General features: G+C 59.4%; 19 protein-coding genes. 7 read left to right on the top strand and 12 right to left on the bottom strand.

What is annotated here, in order from left to right; all coding sequences use genetic code 11:
• Positions 1–4: 4 nt before the first annotated feature.
• Together J2T09_RS04450 and J2T09_RS04455 are read right to left on the bottom strand one after the other, a co-directional pair.
• Positions 5–1018 (bottom strand): SPFH domain-containing protein, encoded by a 1014-nt coding sequence (locus J2T09_RS04450; protein WP_306831689.1) that lies wholly within the window; start codon positions 1016–1018, stop codon positions 5–7.
• 107 nt (positions 1019–1125) lie between these two features.
• Entirely contained in the window at positions 1126–1494 is a 369-nt protein-coding gene (locus J2T09_RS04455; RefSeq protein WP_306831505.1) for a helix-turn-helix domain-containing protein, read from the bottom strand.
• Positions 1495–1701: 207 nt separating this feature from the next.
• On the opposite strand from J2T09_RS04455, the gene queC reads away from it, so the two are divergent.
• The 4 genes from queC (at position 1702) to J2T09_RS04475 (ending at position 5125) form a co-directional block, all read left to right on the top strand.
• The gene (queC, locus tag J2T09_RS04460; protein WP_306831508.1) at positions 1702–2412 is read left to right on the top strand and encodes a 7-cyano-7-deazaguanine synthase QueC; all 711 of its coding nucleotides are present in this window, start codon (positions 1702–1704) and stop codon (positions 2410–2412) included.
• Positions 2412–2768 carry a 6-carboxytetrahydropterin synthase QueD gene (gene queD, locus J2T09_RS04465; protein ID WP_306831510.1) on the top strand — a complete coding sequence of 119 codons (357 nt, stop codon included), beginning with the start codon at positions 2412–2414 and terminating at the stop codon, positions 2766–2768. The genes queC and queD overlap by 1 nt, the downstream gene beginning before the upstream one ends.
• Complete coding sequence (queE, locus tag J2T09_RS04470; protein WP_373458370.1) at positions 2747–3499, top strand: 7-carboxy-7-deazaguanine synthase QueE; 753 nt, start codon at positions 2747–2749, stop codon at positions 3497–3499. Before queD ends, queE begins: the two co-directional genes overlap by 22 nt.
• A 66-nt stretch (positions 3500–3565) precedes the next feature.
• Positions 3566–5125, top strand: coding sequence for an FAD-dependent monooxygenase (locus J2T09_RS04475; RefSeq protein WP_306831515.1), 1560 nt, complete (start codon positions 3566–3568; stop codon positions 5123–5125).
• Positions 5126–5179: 54 nt separating this feature from the next.
• On the opposite strand, the gene J2T09_RS04480 is transcribed toward J2T09_RS04475, so the two are convergent.
• The 7 genes from J2T09_RS04480 to J2T09_RS04510 form a co-directional block, all read right to left on the bottom strand.
• A complete protein-coding gene (locus tag J2T09_RS04480; RefSeq protein WP_306831517.1) occupies positions 5180–5530 on the bottom strand; it encodes a hypothetical protein in 351 nt (116 codons plus the stop codon).
• A 214-nt stretch (positions 5531–5744) separates the two neighbouring features.
• Positions 5745–6779 (bottom strand): ferrochelatase, encoded by a 1035-nt coding sequence (gene hemH / locus J2T09_RS04485; protein WP_306831519.1) that lies wholly within the window; start codon positions 6777–6779, stop codon positions 5745–5747.
• A 140-nt stretch (positions 6780–6919) separates the two neighbouring features.
• On the bottom strand, positions 6920–8872 hold the full coding sequence (locus J2T09_RS04490; RefSeq protein WP_306831521.1) for a 5'-nucleotidase C-terminal domain-containing protein: 1953 nt from the start codon (positions 8870–8872) through the stop codon (positions 6920–6922).
• Positions 8873–9084: 212 nt separating this feature from the next.
• On the bottom strand, positions 9085–10206 hold the full coding sequence (locus J2T09_RS04495) for a hypothetical protein (protein WP_306831524.1): 1122 nt from the start codon (positions 10204–10206) through the stop codon (positions 9085–9087).
• Between the two features lie 208 nt (positions 10207–10414).
• Positions 10415–10777: an outer membrane lipoprotein Omp10 gene (gene omp10 / locus J2T09_RS04500; RefSeq protein WP_306831526.1), complete on the bottom strand. Its 363-nt coding sequence runs from the start codon at positions 10775–10777 to the stop codon at positions 10415–10417.
• Between the two features lie 156 nt (positions 10778–10933).
• A complete protein-coding gene (locus J2T09_RS04505; protein ID WP_306831528.1) occupies positions 10934–12382 on the bottom strand; it encodes a homospermidine synthase in 1449 nt (482 codons plus the stop codon).
• 167 nt (positions 12383–12549) lie between these two features.
• Entirely contained in the window at positions 12550–13479 is a 930-nt protein-coding gene (locus tag J2T09_RS04510) for a heme-dependent oxidative N-demethylase family protein (RefSeq protein WP_306831530.1), read from the bottom strand.
• Between the two features lie 268 nt (positions 13480–13747).
• On the opposite strand from J2T09_RS04510, the gene J2T09_RS04515 reads away from it, so the two are divergent.
• The gene (locus tag J2T09_RS04515; RefSeq protein WP_306831533.1) at positions 13748–14809 is read left to right on the top strand and encodes a DMP19 family protein; all 1062 of its coding nucleotides are present in this window, start codon (positions 13748–13750) and stop codon (positions 14807–14809) included.
• A 15-nt stretch (positions 14810–14824) separates the two neighbouring features.
• Positions 14825–16057: a hypothetical protein gene (locus tag J2T09_RS04520; RefSeq protein ID WP_306831534.1), complete on the top strand. Its 1233-nt coding sequence runs from the start codon at positions 14825–14827 to the stop codon at positions 16055–16057.
• Between the two features lie 48 nt (positions 16058–16105).
• On the opposite strand, the gene J2T09_RS04525 is transcribed toward J2T09_RS04520, so the two are convergent.
• The 3 genes from J2T09_RS04525 to J2T09_RS04535 form a co-directional block, all read right to left on the bottom strand.
• Positions 16106–16393 carry a hypothetical protein gene (locus J2T09_RS04525; protein WP_306831537.1) on the bottom strand — a complete coding sequence of 96 codons (288 nt, stop codon included), beginning with the start codon at positions 16391–16393 and terminating at the stop codon, positions 16106–16108.
• A 126-nt stretch (positions 16394–16519) separates the two neighbouring features.
• Positions 16520–17062: a hypothetical protein gene (locus tag J2T09_RS04530; protein WP_306831539.1), complete on the bottom strand. Its 543-nt coding sequence runs from the start codon at positions 17060–17062 to the stop codon at positions 16520–16522.
• Positions 17063–17133: 71 nt separating this feature from the next.
• Positions 17134–18024, bottom strand: coding sequence for a LysR family transcriptional regulator (locus J2T09_RS04535; RefSeq protein ID WP_306831541.1), 891 nt, complete (start codon positions 18022–18024; stop codon positions 17134–17136).
• 113 nt (positions 18025–18137) lie between these two features.
• Between J2T09_RS04535 and J2T09_RS04540 the strand changes: the two genes are divergently transcribed.
• Positions 18138–18860, top strand: coding sequence for an SDR family oxidoreductase (locus J2T09_RS04540; RefSeq protein ID WP_306831542.1), 723 nt, complete (start codon positions 18138–18140; stop codon positions 18858–18860).
• The last annotated feature ends 15 nt before the right edge of the window (positions 18861–18875 follow it).

Raw genomic sequence — 18875 nt, forward strand, 5'->3', positions numbered from 1 at the left:
CGCCTTAGCTTTCGGTGGAGCCGAACGGCGGCACGGTCGGCGGGCGGCGGATGGTCGGCTGGCGTGGTGCCGATGGAGTAGAGGTCGGGCCGTTGCCGTCCCCACCGAACACTTCCTTGGCAATCGCGCCGATGCCGGAGAGCGAACCGATCAGCGAGGACGCCTCCAGCGGCATCAGCACGATTTTCGAATTGTTGGCCTTGCCGATTTCCACCAGTGCTTCGGTGTATTTCTGGGCGACGAAGTAGTTGATCGCCTGCACGTCACCCACCGCAATGGCTTCCGACACGACCTGCGTTGCGCGGGCTTCGGCTTCGGCCAGACGTTCGCGGGCTTCGGCGTCGCGGAAGGCGGCTTCGCGTTCACCTTCGGCCTGCAGGACGGCTGCCTGCTTGGCACCTTCGGCGCGCAGAATCTGCGCGTTACGGGCACCTTCGGCCTCAAGAATCTGGGCGCGCTTTTCACGCTCCGCCTTCATCTGGCGGCCCATCGAGGCGACGAGGTCGGCCGGCGGCTGGATGTCCTTGATTTCGATACGCGTGACCTTGATGCCCCAGGGCTGTACTGCCTCGTCAACGACGCGCAGCAGGCGGTCGTTGATGATATCACGGTTGGAGAGGAGTTCGTCGAGATCCATCGAACCCATCACGGAACGGATGTTCGTCATGGTCAGGTTCTGGACGGCCACTTCCAGATTTGTGACCTGATAAGCGGCCTGCGCCGGGTTGAGCACCTGATAAAAGGCGACGGCATCGGCAGAAACGCTGGCATTGTCCTTGGTGATAACCTCCTGCGTGGGAATATGCAGTACCTGTTCCATCACGTTCATGCGCGCGCCGATACGCTCGATGAACGGTGTCAGGATATTGAGGCCCGGCTGCAGCGTGCGCGTGTATTTGCCGAAACGCTCGACGGTGTAGCAATAGCCCTGCGGCACCGTTTTCACCAGCGCGAACAGCAACAGGATCGCCAGGATGACGATGCCAATGACGAAAATATCGAACCCGGTCAGGTCCAGCATGGGATACCCCCTTCAACTCACATTTGATCGGCGGCGATCCTATGCAAGCGGCTTGGCATAGACAAGCAATAAGGGGATAGAGGGTAGATTCCGGTGTGATTTCATCAGCTTCGCTGCGGATTTGCCGGAATTTCGCGGATCAGGCGCGTCAGAAGCGGCAGAACGTGGGCGGGGCGGTCGCGCAGATGCTCGATCAGCTCCTTTTCAAGGCCGCTCAATTTCGCGCCCGTCATGTCGGTGGTGTTGGGTGCGCCGGATAATAGCCAGTCGAGCGATATGCCGAGAAGATCGGCCAGCCGGCTGGCATTGTCGATCGACATGGCGTGACCCTGCATCCATTTGGAGACCGCCGCCGGCGAAATGCCGAGATCAGCAGCGAGCGCCATCATCTTCTGCGGCCCGCGGGCGCCGAGCGCCTGTCTCAGTCGCCTGCCACGATCGCGATCTATCTTCTGAGGTGTACGGCCTGGCAAAGAATCATCTCCTGCGGGTGTGTTTATTAATTATCTCTTTTTGGTTGTGTATTTCAATATGTGTTTGTGAAAAATACAATCAACGGGCGAAATTGATGTGATTATCACAATGTTGGAAAAGGTTATTTGCAATCCCGGACGAAGGGGTTAAACAGCCGCCCAGAAATGCCGGTCGCAGCCTACCCGGACAAAACAAGGACACCGATCATGAAGACACTCGTCGTCTGCTCAGGCGGACTCGATTCCGTTTCGCTTGCCCACCGCATCGCCGCAGAGGGCGATCTTATGGGCCTCATCTCCTTCGATTACGGCCAGCGCCACAGAGTAGAGCTCGAATATGCCGCCGCCTGTGCCAAGCGCTTGGGCGTGTTTCACCAGATCATCGACATGCGCGCCATCGGCAGCCAATTGACCGGTTCGGCTTTGACCGACGATCTGGATGTGCCGGACGGTCATTATGCCGAAGAGACCATGCGCATCACCGTGGTGCCCAACCGCAATGCGATCATGCTCACGGTCGCTTTTGGCGTCGCGGCAGCGCGGGCTGCGGAAGCGGTGGCGATCGCCGTGCATGGCGGCGATCATTTCATCTATCCCGATTGCCGGCCGGATTTCATCGACAGTTTTGATGCCATGCAGCGACATGCACTCGATGGTTATGCCTCGGTAAAACTGCTGGCGCCTTATGTGAACGGCTCCAAGGCCGATATTGTCAGCGATGGCGCCAAGCATAAGACGCCGTTCGTGGAGACATGGTCCTGCTACAAGGGCGAGACAAAACATTGCGGGCGTTGCGGCACCTGTGTCGAACGGCGCGAGGCGTTTCATCTGGCCGGTGTCGACGACCCGACGGATTATGCCGACCCGGATTTCTGGAAGGCCGCCACGGCCGGCTTTTCGGCCGAGGAGGTGCGCTGATGTACCGGATCACCAAGGAATTCCACTTTTCCGCCTCGCACCAGCTGACGCATCTGCCGGCCGACCATCAATGTGCGCGCCTGCATGGGCATAATTACATCGTGGTGGTGGAGCTTGCGGCCGCTGAACTCGATGATGACGGTTTCGTGCGCGACTATCACGAGCTGAAGCCACTCAAACAGTATATCGACGATGAGTTCGATCACCGGCACCTGAATGACGTTTTTGGCCATGAAAAGGTGACTTCGGAATTTTTGGCGAAACATTTTTACGACTGGTGTAAGGCCCGCCTGCCGGAAACCTCTGCCGTACGCGTCAGCGAGACACCAAAAACATGGGCCGAGTATCGTCCATGAGCGGAGTTTCAGAAAAGATCCGCATCAGCGAGATCTTTGGGCCGACCATTCAGGGCGAGGGCATGCTGATCGGCCAGCCGACCGTGTTCGTGCGCACCGGCGGCTGCGATTATCGCTGTTCGTGGTGCGATACGCTGCATGCGGTCGATAGCGAATATCGGCATAACTGGCTGGCCATGGAAGTGGAGACGATCTGGAGCCAGGTGCATTATCTGTCGGGCGGTGTGCCGCTGACCGTGTCGCTCTCCGGCGGTAACCCTGCCATCCAGCCGCTGGGCGGGCTTATCAAGCGAGGCAAGCAGGACGGCTATCGGTTCGCCATCGAAACGCAGGGCAGTGTCGCGCGTGACTGGTTTGCCGACCTCGATTTTCTCGTCCTGTCGCCAAAACCGCCATCGAGCGGCATGAAGACGGATTGGGATATTCTGGCCGACTGTCTCGCCACCGCGGGAGGCGGTCCACGCATTGGTTTGAAATTCGTGGTCTTCGATGATGCCGACTATGCCTTTGCCAAGGATGCAGCGGCACGTTTGCCCGATCTTCCCGTCTATCTGCAGCCCGGCAACCACACGCCGCCACCGCCGGATGACGACGATGCCCGTATCGATCTCGATGGCATCATGGACCGCATGCTGTGGCTGGTGGACAAGGTAACGGCCGATCGCTGGTTCTACGCGACCGTGCTGCCGCAGCTTCACGTTCTCCTCTGGGGCAACAAACGCGGCGTTTGACCTTCCTTCTTTGCCTTTGTCGCCGTTGCGCTAGATTTATCGGCGGGAAATACGGAGGAGGAAGGCATGCGCAAGAATGTGCTGATCGTGGGAGCGGGGCCGACGGGGCTGGTTCTTGCCTTATGGCTGACGAAAATGGGTGTGGCCGTGCGTATCATCTCCAAGGCACCGGGACCGGGCACGGCCTCGCGGGCGCTTGCGGTGCATGCGCGCACGCTGGAATTTTATGATCAGATTGGTTTGGCCGATGCCGTGGTGTCCGAGGGGCACCATGTCGCCGGTGTCAATCTGTGGGTTAAGGGCGACCGCAAGGCGCGCGCGGAATTCGGCGAGATCGGTGGCGGGCTGACGCCCTATCCCTTCCTGCATATCTATCCGCAGGATGTGCATGAAAAGCTGCTCCTGTCGCGGCTGGAAGCGTTGGGCGTCTCGGTTGAATGGAACACCTGCTTCATCGAATTCGATGAGGCGACCGATGGCATCGCGGCGCGGCTGACCCTGCCGGATGGAAACGAGGCTGTGTATGAGGCCGCCTTCGTTGCCGGTTGCGACGGCGCCGGCTCAGTGGTGCGCAAAAGCATCTCAGCCGGTTTTCCGGGTGGCACCTACGAGCAGACATTTTATGTCGCCGATGTCGAGGCATCCGGGCCGCCGATGAATGGTGAACTCAATATTGCGCTCGACAGCGCCGATTTCCTGGCTGTCTTCCCGCTCGATGAAGGCCGTCGCGCCCGTCTGGTCGGCACGGTGGAGGAGGACGAGGCGCATGCCGGCGCGCTGCGTTTCGAGGACCTCAACGACCGGGCGGTCGCCCATCTCGGCATCGAGGTAAAGGCGGTCAACTGGTTCTCGACCTACCGGGTGCATCACCGGGTGGCCGAACGGTTTCGCAAGGGCCGTGCCTTCATTCTCGGCGATGCCGCGCATATTCACAGCCCGGCGGGCGGGCAGGGCATGAATACCGGCATCGGCGATGCCATCAATCTCGCCTGGAAACTGAAAGCCGTTCTGTCCGGTGGCGTGCATGACATGGCGGCCGCCAACCGGCTGCTCAACACATTCGAGGCCGAACGGATCGCGTTTGCGCGAAAGCTGATGCGCACCACCGACCAGGCCTTTTCCTTGGCGACTGCCGATGGCTGGATGGCGCGTTTCGTGCGTACGAAACTGGTGCCACTGGTCTTGCCTGTGGCGACACAGATCGAGCCGGTGAAGGACTACATGTTCCGCACGGTGTCGCAGCTGATGATCAATTATCGTGGCGAATACTTAAGCCGTGGCGAGGCGGGCGACGTGCATGGCGGCGACCGGCTGCCATGGTTCGATTTGGGTGACGGCCGCTCCAACCATGACGGTTTTCGAGACCTTTGCTGGCAGGTGCATGTTTATGGTTATGCCGGCGCGGACGTGGAGGAATGGTGCCGTGAAAACGGCCTGCCTCTACATGTGTTTCCGTGGCAATCGCAATTCGAGGAGGCGGGGATCGGCCGTGATGCCGCCTATCTGATGCGGCCGGACAGTTATGTGGCAAGTGCCGCCCACGCGGCACGGCCGGATGCGCTGGAGCGGTATTTTTCCGACCACGGCATTACGTTGCCAGCGAAAGCGCGAGCTTATTCGGCGTAGATCATCTTCTTCGTCATGCCGTCATCGACGGCGATCGTCTGGCCGTTCACCCATTCAGCGGATCGTGCTGAAAAGAGATCGCGCCAGATCATCGATCCGCTTTTTCTCGGCTTCATCCGGGGCCTTCTGTTTCGAAGCGACCCTGAATCCGATGTTGCCCTTGCCTTGCTTGTGGGCTTCATAGTTCCAGAAATAAGCCACGCCATCCGCCGGGCCGGTTTTCGGAAAAGCGATTTCGACCCCGTCGAACTGTTTGGCGCGACCACATTCACTGCGGTCCACCATATTAGGGTTTTCGGCGCTGCAAAACTTTTCAACAGCATCGGGCGGCAGCTTGTAATCCGACACCGACAGGCAGATGACGAGAAAATCGGCGGCGGCGCTGCTCCAGAAGCCGGTCACCATATGCGCCGTATCCTCACGCGTTGTCTTGATACCGCTATGCGTCGTCACGGAATCGCTGGGCAGATCAAGCGTGAAGGGGCATTCGGCTTCCGCAAAACGGATCCTGTTTTCGGCCTCATTATCCGCGAACGATGGTCCGGCAATACCCGCGCTCACCAGCAGAAGGGCTGCGGGCCAAATCCATGAGCGCTTCAAGCCTCTCTCCCCCCGTTTGTCACACCCAGCCCTGCAGCTCGCGGCGCACCACCGCTTCCAGCACGTTCATGCCATCGACGCTATCGTTGAGGCAGGGGATGTGGACGAACTTCTCGCCGCCGTGATGCATGAAGATCTCGCCCGCTTCACCGGCGATTTCCTCCAGCGTCTCGAGACAATCCGACACGAAACCGGGGTTCATGATGGCGACGCGCTTGATGCCTTCGGCAGCCAGCCCCTCCATCGTTTTATCAGTATAGGGCTGCAGCCATTCTTCCGGGCCGAAACGCGACTGGAAGGTGATGCGCAGCTGGTTTTCCGAATAGCCGAGCTTTTCACGCAGCAGGCGGGCGGTCTTCTGGCAGAAACACTGGTAGGGATCGCCGGCCTTGAAATAGGATTGCGGGATGCCGTGGAAAGAGGTGATCAGCAGCTGCGGTTCCCAGTCGAGCGTGGCCAGCGTGTTGCGCACGGAATTGGCGAGCGCCTCGATATAGACGGGGTCGTCGTGATAGGTCGGCACGGTGCGCACGGCGGGCTGCCAGCGCATCTTCATCAGGTGCTCGAACGCCTTGTCGTTGACGGTGGCCGTCGTTGCCGCTGCATATTGCGGATAAAGCGGGAAGAGCACGATGCGGTCGCAGCCTTGCGCCTTCAGCGCATCGATTTTCGAAGCGATCGACGGATTGCCGTAACGCATGGCCCAGTCGACCACGACATTGGGCAGGTTTTTCAGGCGCTCGGCCATCAACTCACCCTGGTTGCGGGTGTAGGTGCGCAGATAGCTTTCGTCGAGATCCTTGTTCCAGATCTCCTCGTAAGCCTTGCCGACTTTTTGCGGGCGCTTGTTGAGCACGATGCCGTAGAGGATCGGGTACCAGTAGAGCTTCGACCACTCGATGACGCGGCTGTCGGACAGGAATTCTGCCAGATAACGGCGCATCGACCAGTAGTCGGTGCCGTCAGGTGTGCCGAGATTGATGAGCAACACGCCCACCTTGCCGAACGTGACCTTGGGGTGACTGGCGGGCAAAACGGCTGTGGAAGAGGTCATTGAAGGCTTTCCGGCTCAATTCGAGATGTTCGCGCGCATGAATGCGCGGCAGTTATCCCCTTATGTAGAAACAAAGAACGGCCCGGGAAAGCCCCGGACCGCTGTTTAGCATAGGACAAATCGTCTTAACCCGGCGGACCTTACTTGGCCGGCAGGTCCAGTTCCTTGCCGACCTGGATCAGATCCGGGTGGCGCAGTTCGTTGGCCTTGGAGATTTCGCTCCAGCGCGTGCCGTCGCCATAGGCGCTTTCGGCAATCGTCCACAGCGAGTCACCCTTGACGACGGTGTATTTGCTCGGGCCGCTGGCCGGCTGCGCGGTCTGGCCCGGTGCTTCGACAGCGGCCGGAGCCGTGGTCGTTGTGGCCGGTGCCGCCGGTGCAGGAGCTGCGGGCGTGGGTGCTGCCGGTGCCTGCGCCGTGGTTGCCGGGGCTGCAGCGGGAGCGGCTGGCTTGGCATCAGCCTTCGGCGCCGGCTTGTAATCGGCAGGCGTCAGGTCGGTGATGCGGCCGTCCGTATAGGGCTTGTACGGGCTGTTGGCGGCAATGTAGTCGGCCACGGCGTTTTCGAGGTTGGGGCCGAAATCATAGGCGTTCTGGGCGTTGGTGTTGAACACCTTGTAGCCGTCGCCGCCTGTGCGCACGTAGTTGTTGGTGACGACGCCATAGGTCTTGGCAGGGTCGATGGCAACGAAGACATCGCCTTCCTTGACCTGCACGTCGCTGACGCGCGAGCCTGCCGGCTTCGACTTGTCGAAGGAATATTTCATGCCGGCGACCTGCGCGAAACGACCGGCGCCTTCGTCGATCTGGCTGACACCGTTTTCGAGTGCTGCCACCACATCCGAACCCTTGAGCTGGAAGGTGGCGATGGTGTTCTGGAACGGCAGCACGGTCAGGACTTCGCCCATGGTGACGTCGCCGGCATCGATCGATGCACGCAGGCCGCCGCCATTCTGGATGGAGAGCGTGATGCCCTGATCCTTGACGCGATCAAGCTGTGCATCGGCGAGCAGGTTGCCCATCGTGCATTCCTTGGCGCGGCAATTGACGCGGTCGCCATCGATAATGCCTTCGGACGAACCGACGACCTTCTTCTTCAGTTCTTCGAGCGGGCCGCCGAGTTCCTTCACCTTGGCGACAAACGCTTCATCCTGCGCGACGCTGGCATCCAGAAGTTTCGGTGCACCCGAGGTGGATTTGACGGCGCCGTTGTCATCGAAAACGACGGTGAAATCGCCGAGATATTTGGAATAGGCGTAAGCCGTGACGATCGGAACCTCGACGCCTGCCGGGTTCTTGACCAGCGTCGGATAGGGGCCGGCAGCCTTGGTGTCGGTGCTCGACAGATAGGTGTGGCTGTGGCCGCCGACGATGACGTCGATGCCATCGACCGCTGCTGCAATCGCCTGATCCTTGACGTAACCGACATGCGACAGAACGACGATCTTGTTGATGCCCTGGCCCTGAAGCTCGGTCACGGCCTTCTTCAGATAGGTGATTTCGTCCTCGAAGGTGATGTCCGGGCCGGGGGAGGAGGTTTCATTGGTGTCGGTGGCGAGCACGGAAACCACGGCAACCTTCTGATCACCGAATTCCTTGATCACATAACCCTTGTACTTGTCGGCCAGAAGCGAACCGGGCTTGGCGACAGTGTTGCCGGAGATGATCGGGAATTTCAGGGCGGTGATGAACTTCAGCAGTTCATCCGGGCCGTCGTCGAATTCGTGGTTGCCGATCGCCATGGCGTCGAAACCGATGCCGTTCATGAATTCGGCAACCGGTGCGCTCTTGTAGGTGCTGTAGAACAGCGAGCCCTGGAACTGGTCACCGGCATCGAGCACCAGAACATTCTTGCCCTGCAGCTCGGCGCGGCGGGCGTCGATTGCCGACTTCACGCGGGCGATGCCGCCGAAGCATTCGTTCTTCTCGGTCTCGGCAGGCGTGCAGGTCGAGTCGTATTTGTTGATCGGCTCGATACGCGAATGCAGGTCGTTGATGTGCAGGATGTTGAGTTCGAAATCGGCGAATGCCGCGCCGGTGGAAAGGGCCAGGACCGATACGGTCAGAAGGCCGGTCTTCAATCTCTTCAACATATCTCTCTCCATTTACAAAAGGCCCCTGTCGAAGCCGTTCCGCCTCGTTCTAGTTTTTAAATATGACAGGCTTTCCGGGGCGCATGCTTTCATCAACAGAAGGGGTGTTCAAGCGGAAATATGACAGTGGTGCGGGATGTCCACGGTGCACGCAAAAGCAAGGCAGGCCAGGTGATACGAAGCGCTTGCCGAGGGTCAAAAAGAGTGAGTGATCAGACAGCCTGACCACCCTCATAACTCCGGTTTGCCGCATTCTGGATCATGGCGATTGCGATCGGCGGCACGCAAAATGTCCAGAAGGCCAGCCAGCCGATCGACAGGGGACGTTTCTGCCCCTTGTCCGTCGCGCGGTCGTTGAGCAGTTCACCTAAAGTCATGATGAGCACCGGCAGGCCGAGCGGGACGAGGAGGGCGATGAACATGGCCGGCAGCGGTGTGACAAGGCGTTGCGAGGCTTGAGCGCCGGCGAGTTCGCCATGGATGCGATAGACCCAGTAGAGAAGATAGATCACGACCGCGAAGCTGGTCACCAGCAGCGCCAGCGAGAAGAGTAATGCGGCGGCGGATGGTTCGTTCGACATGAACATGTTCAGACCGAAAATCCCGGAGCCGACGACAAGTGCCAGCCAGAGGATAGCGCCGACCATCAGGATGACCGCGACTAGCAGGGGGGATCGTTTTCGCGGTGCAAGCGGCTGATGGCGTGGGCGCGGAGCATCATCGAAGGCGATGTTCTTGGCTGGCAGGATCAGTGCCATGGCGATGATCACGCAGGCGAGCATCACCGCGATGACCGATATCGCTCCAAGGATTTCAAGAAGAATGGATGAGAAAATCGGGCCGATGAAGGAGGCGAGCAGGGCCGCCGACAACAGCACCAGGGCACCGGCGAAGTCGATCTTGCCGGGGCGCCCGCCAAGGAGAAAAACGGCCGTTGCGAGCGGGAAAAGCGCTGCCACCGTGCCCATGCACATCCCCAGCAGGGGGAGGAACAATGGCGCGCCCCACAGGGACGGCATGAGCATGAAGGCGGCAAGGACGATGGCGCAGATCGTCATGGGCCAGATGAGGGCAGCCTTGCCGGACCTGCCTGCCACGACGAAGGCGAGGATTGCTGCGCTGAACCAGCCGGCGCCGAAACCCAAATAATACAGGCCGACATGTGTATAACTGATGCCGGCCGTGGATGCGATTGCCGGCATGATGATGCTGAAACTCTGTGTGCCGAAAGCCACCAGCAGCCAGGCCAGAAACAGCGCCCAATAACGGTAGGTGCAGAGAAAATCGGCCAGCGTCCATTGCGGCTGGGCGGATGTGTGGCTGGTGGTCGTCATGGTTTTCCCCGTCTTGGTCACGGCGGAATATGGCAGCGGACAAAGAGGCGGCAATGCGCCGGTCGGCCGTTTCGCCTGCCGGGTGTGAAATAAGGTATTTTTCCGGTCTGCAATGCAGGTGAGGCTGGAAAAGAAAAAACCGCCCGCGACATTCGTGTCGCAAGCGGTTTTCCGTGATTGTCGTTGCCGGGTATACCCGGCCGAAAGCTTAGCTGCGGCGCGTCAACGAGAACTGCGAGCCGCTGTCGGCGGTGCAGTTGAGCTGGTTCAGGTTGACGAGAGCGCAGTTGACCTTGGACTGCGTCTTGCGCACCAGCGAGGTCATGTTGATCTCGACCAGCGTCGGCGACAGGGTGACGTAATTGCCCGATGCCAAAAGCGCGTTGTTGTCTGTCGAGCGGGTGTTGAACGTGCCGCCCTGGAAGGTGGAGATGATGCCGTTCGGATCCGACCAGGTGCCTTCGACGCCCTGCGGTTGCGGGGCGGCTGCCATCTGGCGCGGCGGGGGAGAGGATACGCAGGCGCTCAAGGTGGCAAGGGCAACCAGCGCCAGGCTCAGTTTCAGCTTCATTCTCTTAATCTCCGCAAATCGGCTCGCTGCCGGAACCATGCTGTCAAACCCTATGTAACGCAAGCGCTTGGCTTTGAAAGGCCGGTTTACCAATTCTTCAACATGAAAAACGCCCGCACGATGGCGGGCGTTTGACGAATTCCATGTCCAGCCCGCTCAGCGCACCAGCACGTTCTTGAACTGCCAGGGATCCTTCTCGTCGATATCTTCCGGGAACAGGCCCGGGCGGCCTTCGAGCGGGGTCCAGTCGGTGTAATGACCTTCGACCGGGCCGAGGTAAGGCATCTGCACTTCCAGGCAACGCTTGTAATCGACCTCGTCGGCCTCGACGATGCCGGCCTTCGGGTTTTCCAGCGCCCAGACCATGCCGGCGAGAACCGCCGAGGTCACCTGCAGGCCGGTGGCGTTCTGATAAGGCGCGATGCGGCGGGTTTCTTCCAGCGACAGGCGCGAACCGTACCAGTAGGCGTTCTTTTCATGGCCGTAGATGAGCACGCCGAGTTCATCGACGCCATCCTCAAGCTCGTCCTCGTTCAGGACGTGCAGGACGGGCTGCTGCTTGCCGCCATTGCCGAACATTTCGTGCAGCGACAGAACCGCATCATTGGCCGGGTGGTAGGCGTAATGGCAGGTCGGGCGATAGACGACTTCGCCGTCCTTCTCGACCGTGTAATAGTCGGCAATCGAGATCGACTCGTTATGGGTGACGAGGAAACCGTATTGCGGGCCCGGTGTCGGGCACCAGGTGCGCACGCGGGTGTTGGCGCCCGGCTGATCCAGATAGATCGCCGCCTTGCAGCCCTTCTTGTGCTTCTTGGCGTTTTTCGGCATCCAGTTTTCGTGGGTGCCCCAGCCGAGTTCCGACGGCTGCAGGCCTTCCGAAATGAAGCCTTCGACCGACCATGTATTCCAGAACACGTTGAGCGGTTTTGGGTGCTTGGTGCGCTGGGTGTCGCGTTCGGCAATGTGAACGCCCTTGACGCCGAGCTTCTTCATCAGCTTGGCCCAGCCTTCGCGGTCATGCTGATCCGGCTCTTCGAACTTTACGCCGGTGTCATTGGCAAGGTTGACCAGCGCCTGCTTGACGAACCACGAGACCATGCCCGGGTTTGCGCCGCAGGTGGAAACGGCGGTGGTGCCGCCCGGGTTCTTGGCCTTTTCCTTGCGCAGCGTTTCGCGCAGCGCATAGTTGGTGCGCTCGGAATTTTTCATGTTGGTGTCGAAATAGAAGCCGAGCCATGGCTCGACAACCGTATCGATGTAAAGCACGTCGAGCTTGCGGCACATCTTCATCAGGTCGACCGAGCCGGTATCGACCGACAGGTTGACGCAGAAACCCTGACCTTCGCCTTCGGTCAGAAGCGGCTTCAGGAGTTCCTTGTAGTTTTCCTTGGTGACGTGTTCCTTGATGTGGCGCACGCCATGCTTTGCAAGGATTTCCATGTCGGCGGGTTCTTCGCGCGGGTCGATGACCACCATCCGGCTCTTGTCGAACTTGAAGTGGCGTTCGATCAGCGGCAGCGTGCCGCGTCCGATCGAACCAAAGCCGATCATCACGATCGGGCCGGTGATTTCGGCATAAACCGGGTAGTTCTGGTCAGACATGTCATGCTCCCTAACGATCGACTGCCGTTGTTTCGCCGCAGCCAGGCTTTCACGCATAATGGGCCAATGTGACGGATATTGTGACGCGTGTTTTTGGTGCGTGCGCTAGATCATATTTCATCGTCACAATAAAGCGTTTGTTCCATCTCCAAGGCCCATTCAAGACACTATTCTGCAAGCGTTTTTTGCGGTTCGGCAAAGGCCGGTTGCGATTGCCGCAGAAGCGCCAGCAGTTCCGCCCGTTTACGGCTCACACCCTTATATTCGGCTTCGTCGATCGAAAGCCTTTCCAACTGATCTGCCATGCCGACGGCAAGGTTTTGCGCGTCCGGCTGGGTAAGGATGGCGGCCATCGGATCGAGATAAATGCGGATGGTGAAGAGGATATCGCCCGTCATTGGCAGCTTGGTCAGCGTCTGGCGTTCGACACGGATCACCGAATTTTCCGGCGGGGTCGCGCGTACCACATCCGCCGGAAGCGACACCGGGTGGTAAAGCGCGTGGCGCCAGTTGATCGACCAGTTCATCCGCTTGACCGGATTGCCGGGCTGCAACCGGTCGAACATGCGGTTGATCAGTTCGGCATTGCGGCTTCCACCTTCAAAACCGGGAACCGGCGCATGCACCTCGTCCATCACCTTGCCGAATTTCTCCGACAATTTCCAGGATGAGGGAAAGGCGAGAAAGGCGGCGGCGATACGCCAGCCGTTTTCCCCCCGGCGCATGATCACCAGATCGTCCTGCACCAGAAGACCGGCACGGTGGAGGGGCAGCATGGTCTCGTCGGCCAGATCGACCGTCTGCCCGGCCATGTGAATGCGGTCACCCTCGCGGCGATAGATTTCGGGGTGCCGGGTGGGGAGATAGTTTGCCAGCCGTTCCAGCACTTCGCGTTGAGCGTCTTCCGTGTCCGCTTCTGCCTGCAAAACCTTTTCGCCATGTTCGGCCACCAGACGACGCTTTTCGGCCAGCTCGAAAGCGAGGTTTTCATCCGGCTCGAACCAGCGTTCGGGGTCGAGCGGCGACAGGCCGATGGTGAAAAGCGGCGATGAACCGTCATAAGGCGTGTAGGTCGGTGGCGTTTGGGCAGGTGTCATGAGGCGCAGGCTGGCTGTGTGCCGGTCGCTTGTCAATGTCCGGTTGCCTGCATGGAAATATACCCTTCGCCCTTGGAACCTCGAAGCCGCGCCCTAGAACGTGGAAAAGCGGGTTATCGGGCATGGACATGACGGCGTATCTGCCGGGGCGGTTTTGATGGTTTTTGCACAAGCGGGCAGGGTGATTGCTGCCGTGAAGGACAATGCGGGTCTGCCGCGCTGGGCGTTGTGGCTGGCCTTCTGGCTGGTGCTTTTCCTCGGCTGCGGCATGGCGGCGGCGCTGGCGGATGAGGAGAGGAAGGCTTGCGATCTGGAGGGGTTGAAACGCTATCCGATGTCGTTTGCGATTGCGCAGCACGCCATTCCAATCGGTTTGCCGGATATTTTTTTCAGGGATCGCGAAGTGACACCAACTCCCGACGAGTTCACGTTTGAGTATGTGAAAAGCGAGGAAGCTGCGGTCAAACGACGACAGGCACTCACGCGTGGCTTGGCAACCTTTCCAGAAATTCAAAGGCCGATCCTCATGCTGGTGGCAGGCAGCCAATGGACCAGTAAGCCGGGCGGTTTGAAGGCCTTCTTTGTTTCGAGAAACAGCATTCATGTGGATGAACTACTGGCTGTTCTCGATGCTGAAGGCCTGAACCAGCATGCCGCGCTACTGCGAGAAGGAAAAGCATATTTCGGCCCAGATTACGGTACCGAATTGCAGCGCTACAGGCGCTGGAACAGAGGGAAAGGCGATCTCGACAAAGACTTCGAACGCTATTTCAAGGAACTTGACGCCCGCTTCCGGCAGTTGCCTCGTCTCCTCGACGAAGCTGTCAAACGCATCGAAGCCTCACCGGAGCTGACAGCCATTTACGAACCGATCCGCGCGAACATGCCGGAGGAAACCCGTTTTCGCCGTCTGTCTGGTGGCATTTTTGCCTGTGTCGATCCCTATGACGACGTCGACGCAGTGCTTTCGCGTCTCGTCGCCCTGCCAAAGCCCTATTCGCAGATCATGGTCGTCAAGTATTTTCAGGACGAGATGTTGAACGGTTCGGTGCATCAGGCCTTTTTTAATTCATCCGGCAATTTTATGCCGCAGGTGGAGGCGGCATTGACCGGCTGGGGACTGACAAAACACGCCGAGGCAGTGCGCAAGGGGATTGCCATGTTCCCGACGCCCTATCCTCGGGATATCGAAGAGAGGCGCAATTTTATGGCGACCAAGGGCGAGGATTTCGATGCCGCGCTTTATGAACTGACGGGTCCCGTTGATGACGGGGCCATGTCCGAGGCGATGATCCGCATCGCCCGCGAAAACGATATTCTTCCCAAGTGATGCAAGGCAACGATAGTGAATGAAGCAGACAACGCCTCTTCGGCGCTGATCGCCTATGGCAGTTATGCGCCGGGTGGTGAAAACCATGCCAGGCTGGCGTTTTTTGCGGGTGAGTGGCGCAAGGGCTTTGTTCTCGGCACCCGCCATACATCCAATGACGATATAGGGCCGGGAGAAGACCTGATCGACGCCTGGGTGCTGGAATTTCCGCGTCCGCAGGCGGATGGGGATTCGCCGGAATACCAGGCATGGGCGCGCCGGCTTGCCGATCTCTGGAGCGGGTTGGACCAGGTCATGGGCGCGAAAATGGTTCGTGACAGCCGCCCGTGGTGGCCGGAGGGGACCGAGATCGTTGTCGGTGCTGTGGGCATGAAGGTCGCCACCATCTATCTGCCGCTCCATCGTTTTGCAGATCGGCCGGAACCCGCCCCCCAGCCGCAACCGGAGCCGCCTGAAGAGCCGGCAGCAGAGGTGGTCTCTGAGCCCGAGCCGGTGGCCGAGGCTGCTTCGGAAGAGGCATACGATCTCGCAACGCTCTGGCGGCAGACTTTTACGGGCGAGAATGAAAACGATCACAGCCAATTCATTACGTTGATCCAGGAAACGCAGCCCGACCAGTTTGCCGCCCTGTTCGCTGACCTTCCGGATAATGGCAGGTTTGTCGAGAGGCTGAAGCGGCTGTTCTCCGATCATCTGCCGCCCAAACAATCCATACAGGCATCGGACGACGCAAACGCAGGTTTTCATGTCCACCCGCTGGTTCGCAACGCCCGTCCATTGGATGTTCTCGTTGAACTTGCGCGACGCGACATCGCACAGCGCGCCGGTTTTCTGCGCGCACGCGGCAAGGCGAACCATGCCGAAGCGCTTGAAAACCTGACATTCGTGACTGGCAAGCCGGAACATCCCGAATGGGAGGATGCCGGCGATGCGCTGGACGCCTTTGCCGACGAGGTCCGTTATTCGGGTCCCAAACGACCAAGCTGGCATTACTGCCTCAAGGAAGCCTGTCACGGCATTGCCGCCGATTACGTGCTGCAGGACTGGCTGATGCTGTTTCTGCTGCAGCCCGATCTGCCGGAGCCCAAACCGAGGCCGCGGACCGGACTGATTTCCCGGCTTGGCCTGCGTCGTGAATCGCCGACGCTCGATCTGGAACCGGCCTATTCCTTATGGAAGGCGGGCGGGCGGTACGAGATCGATGGCAAAAAATGCTGTGTTTACGAGGTCGAGCGGCGCGAGGGGTGACGGGCGGTTAGGGGCGCTGCGGATTATGTGAAATGCAGCGCAGCGCTATCAGCCCGCTGCCATGATCCATTGATCTTCGTTTTCCAGATGAACCCTAATTTTAGCGATGGCATTCGGGTCGGAGATAGCCGCGAACTCCTGGCCCGTGAAGCCGAGGAAAAAAGCCACGAAACGCGGGTTATACATCTGATCAGCACCCACACCGTGCATCATGTCCCACAGGTCGTCTGCCGTCACTTTCGGCAGGACATCGGCAACCTGAACGCCGAGAATATAAAAATCCTCGCTTTGGGAGAGGAAATCACTGTTATCCGCAGCGAGGATTTTCTCGCGCACTGCGCCGATAAAAAAGTCCTGCTCGGAAGATGCTTTCTGGAAACGGGTTCTGAGACGAGCCCTTTGCGAGCGAGTCAGCCTGAGGCCACGGCCGAAATAAAGCTCGCTCTGAAGGTCAGGCATAAGTCAGGTCCTTAGCTGATTGAAATCGACTATGACGTCGAGTCCGTATTCACGCAACAGAAACGCGGCATTCTCAAGATGCTGTTCGCAGCGGTCAAGGCCAAGACCATATCTGCCGGAGAGATTGTTGATCTCCCACACATAGTCGTCGGGCAGATACACCACTTCGCCGCCTATGCGTCCGAGCTTGTCACTGTCGAGCAATGCGGGGTGGCCAAGTTTGTTCCATCCATCCTGCAGCAATGTAGCCTTCAGCTGGTTAATGAACGGTATTCGTCGCTCGTCCTGGTTGATGTCGAATGCTTCCTCAATGGCAATCCTAAGAGTGCCCTCTTTGTCAATGATCCAGAGTAACGTGGTGCTTTCCGACAAAAATGCCGAAGCGTTGCAACCTCGCTGAACGGCCAGCATGAAAGCCAGAGAGCCTGCCGATAATGCCTCGCCGCCGATCAGTGTCAGTGATTGTGGCGGAAGAATTGATTCTCCGGGTCGAAGCCCATGCGCTTGCGGAGGCACGGCGGCGCCAAACAATTCGTCAAGTTCCATAGAATCCCCCAGTCGATTGAAGAAATACAACTCAAGGGTGATTTTGTGTCAAGGTTGGCCCTGTAGTCTTGTCACCGCTTCTTCCGCAGATAATCCACCAGTGCCCGCAGTTTCGGCGCCATGTTTTTTCGGCTCGGGTAATAGAGATAAAAGCCGGGAAACCACGGGCAAAATTCTTCCAGAACCGGCACAAGCTCGCCGCGCGACATCGGTTCTCGAAAACTGTCTTCCATGCCAAAGGAAATGCCGGCGCCGGAAACCGCGAGGCTGACCATCAGCGCCATATCGGTGGTGGTGATGGTGTCGGCGACGGCGACCGCAAACTCCTTGCCATCCTCCTCAAATTCCCAGCGATAAGGCGCGATATGTGGGCCAACGCGCCAGCCGATGCAGCGGTGGTCGGCTAACTCGCGCGGATGGGTGGGCGTGCCGAATCGGGCGAGATAGGCGGGGGAGGCGACGGCGAGTTGCCGTTGGTCGCCCGAGACGGGTACGGCAATCATGTCCTGCGCGATCACTTCGCCGAGCCTGACACCGGCGTCATAGCCTTCCGCAACGATATCGAATTCCTCGTCGGTGACGGTGATGTGCATTTTCACATCCGGGTTTTCATTTGCGAAGGCCGCCAGTAGCGGGCCGGACAGAAAGTTTTCGGCAATCGACGACACCGCCAGATTGAGTTTTCCGCGCGGACGGTCGTGGAGGCTGGCGGCGCTGTCGAGCGCGCCGCGCATTTCGGCAAGCGCCGGCGCGGTTTCGACGTAAAGCCGCTCTCCTGCCTCCGTCAGCGCGACGCTGCGGGTGGTGCGCGACACGAGCGCGATGCCGAGCGTTTCCTCCAGTTTGCGGATCGTCTGGCTGACGGCTGAGCGGGTAACGCCCATGCGATCGGCGGCAGCGCGGAAATTCTTTTCCTCGGCGACAAGGGCGAAGACAGCAAGCGCATTGAAATCGGGCAGCATTGGTTAGTTTTTCTTGCCGGTTTGTGAAGAGATGAGCGTCTTATCGCGACAATGCTTCAGGCCTAGTTTCATGGCAACCGCAATTCGGCGGGAAAATTTCAAGGGAGAAAGTCATGGACAAGGTTGTTCTCATCACCGGCGCATCGAGCGGTATCGGCGTCGGTATCGCCCATGAACTGGCCAGTGCCGGTGCGACCGTCGTGCTCGGCGCGCGCCGTACCGACCGACTGGAAGAAGTGGCAAGCGAAATCCGCGCCGCCGGGGCTAAGGTGATGACGCGAAAGCTCGATGTCACCGATCGCGCCGATGTCGCGGCCTTTGCCGAAGTGGCTCGAAAAGAGTTCGGCCGCGTGGATGTCATCGTCAACAATGCCGGCGTGATGCCGCTGTCGCTGATGTCCTCGCTGAAGGTCGACGAGTGGGACCGCATGGTCGACGTCAACATCAAGGGCGTGCTTTACGGCATCGCCGCCGTTCTGCCGGAAATGACGGCGCGTGGGTCCGGCCAGATCATCAACATCGCTTCTGTGGGTGCGCTTGTGGTTTCGCCGACGGCAGCCGTCTATTGCGCCACCAAATATGCGGTGCGGGCGATTTCCGATGGTCTTCGTCAGGAAAACGACAAGCTGCGGGTCACCTGTATCCATCCCGGCGTGGTGGAGAGCGAGCTTGCCTCGACGATCACCGATCCGGTCGCCGTCGAAGGCATGAAGACGTATCGCGCCATCGCGTTGACGCCGGATGCCATCGGCCGCGCCGTGCGCTTCGCCATCGAGCAGCCGGAGGATGTCGACGTCAACGAGATCGTCGTGCGCCCGACCCGGGCGGCTTTTTGATCCTTTGAAACCAGG

Origin of the sequence: Neorhizobium huautlense, from assembly GCF_030811685.1 — a bacterium.
GTDB lineage: Bacteria > Pseudomonadota > Alphaproteobacteria > Rhizobiales > Rhizobiaceae > Neorhizobium > Neorhizobium huautlense_A.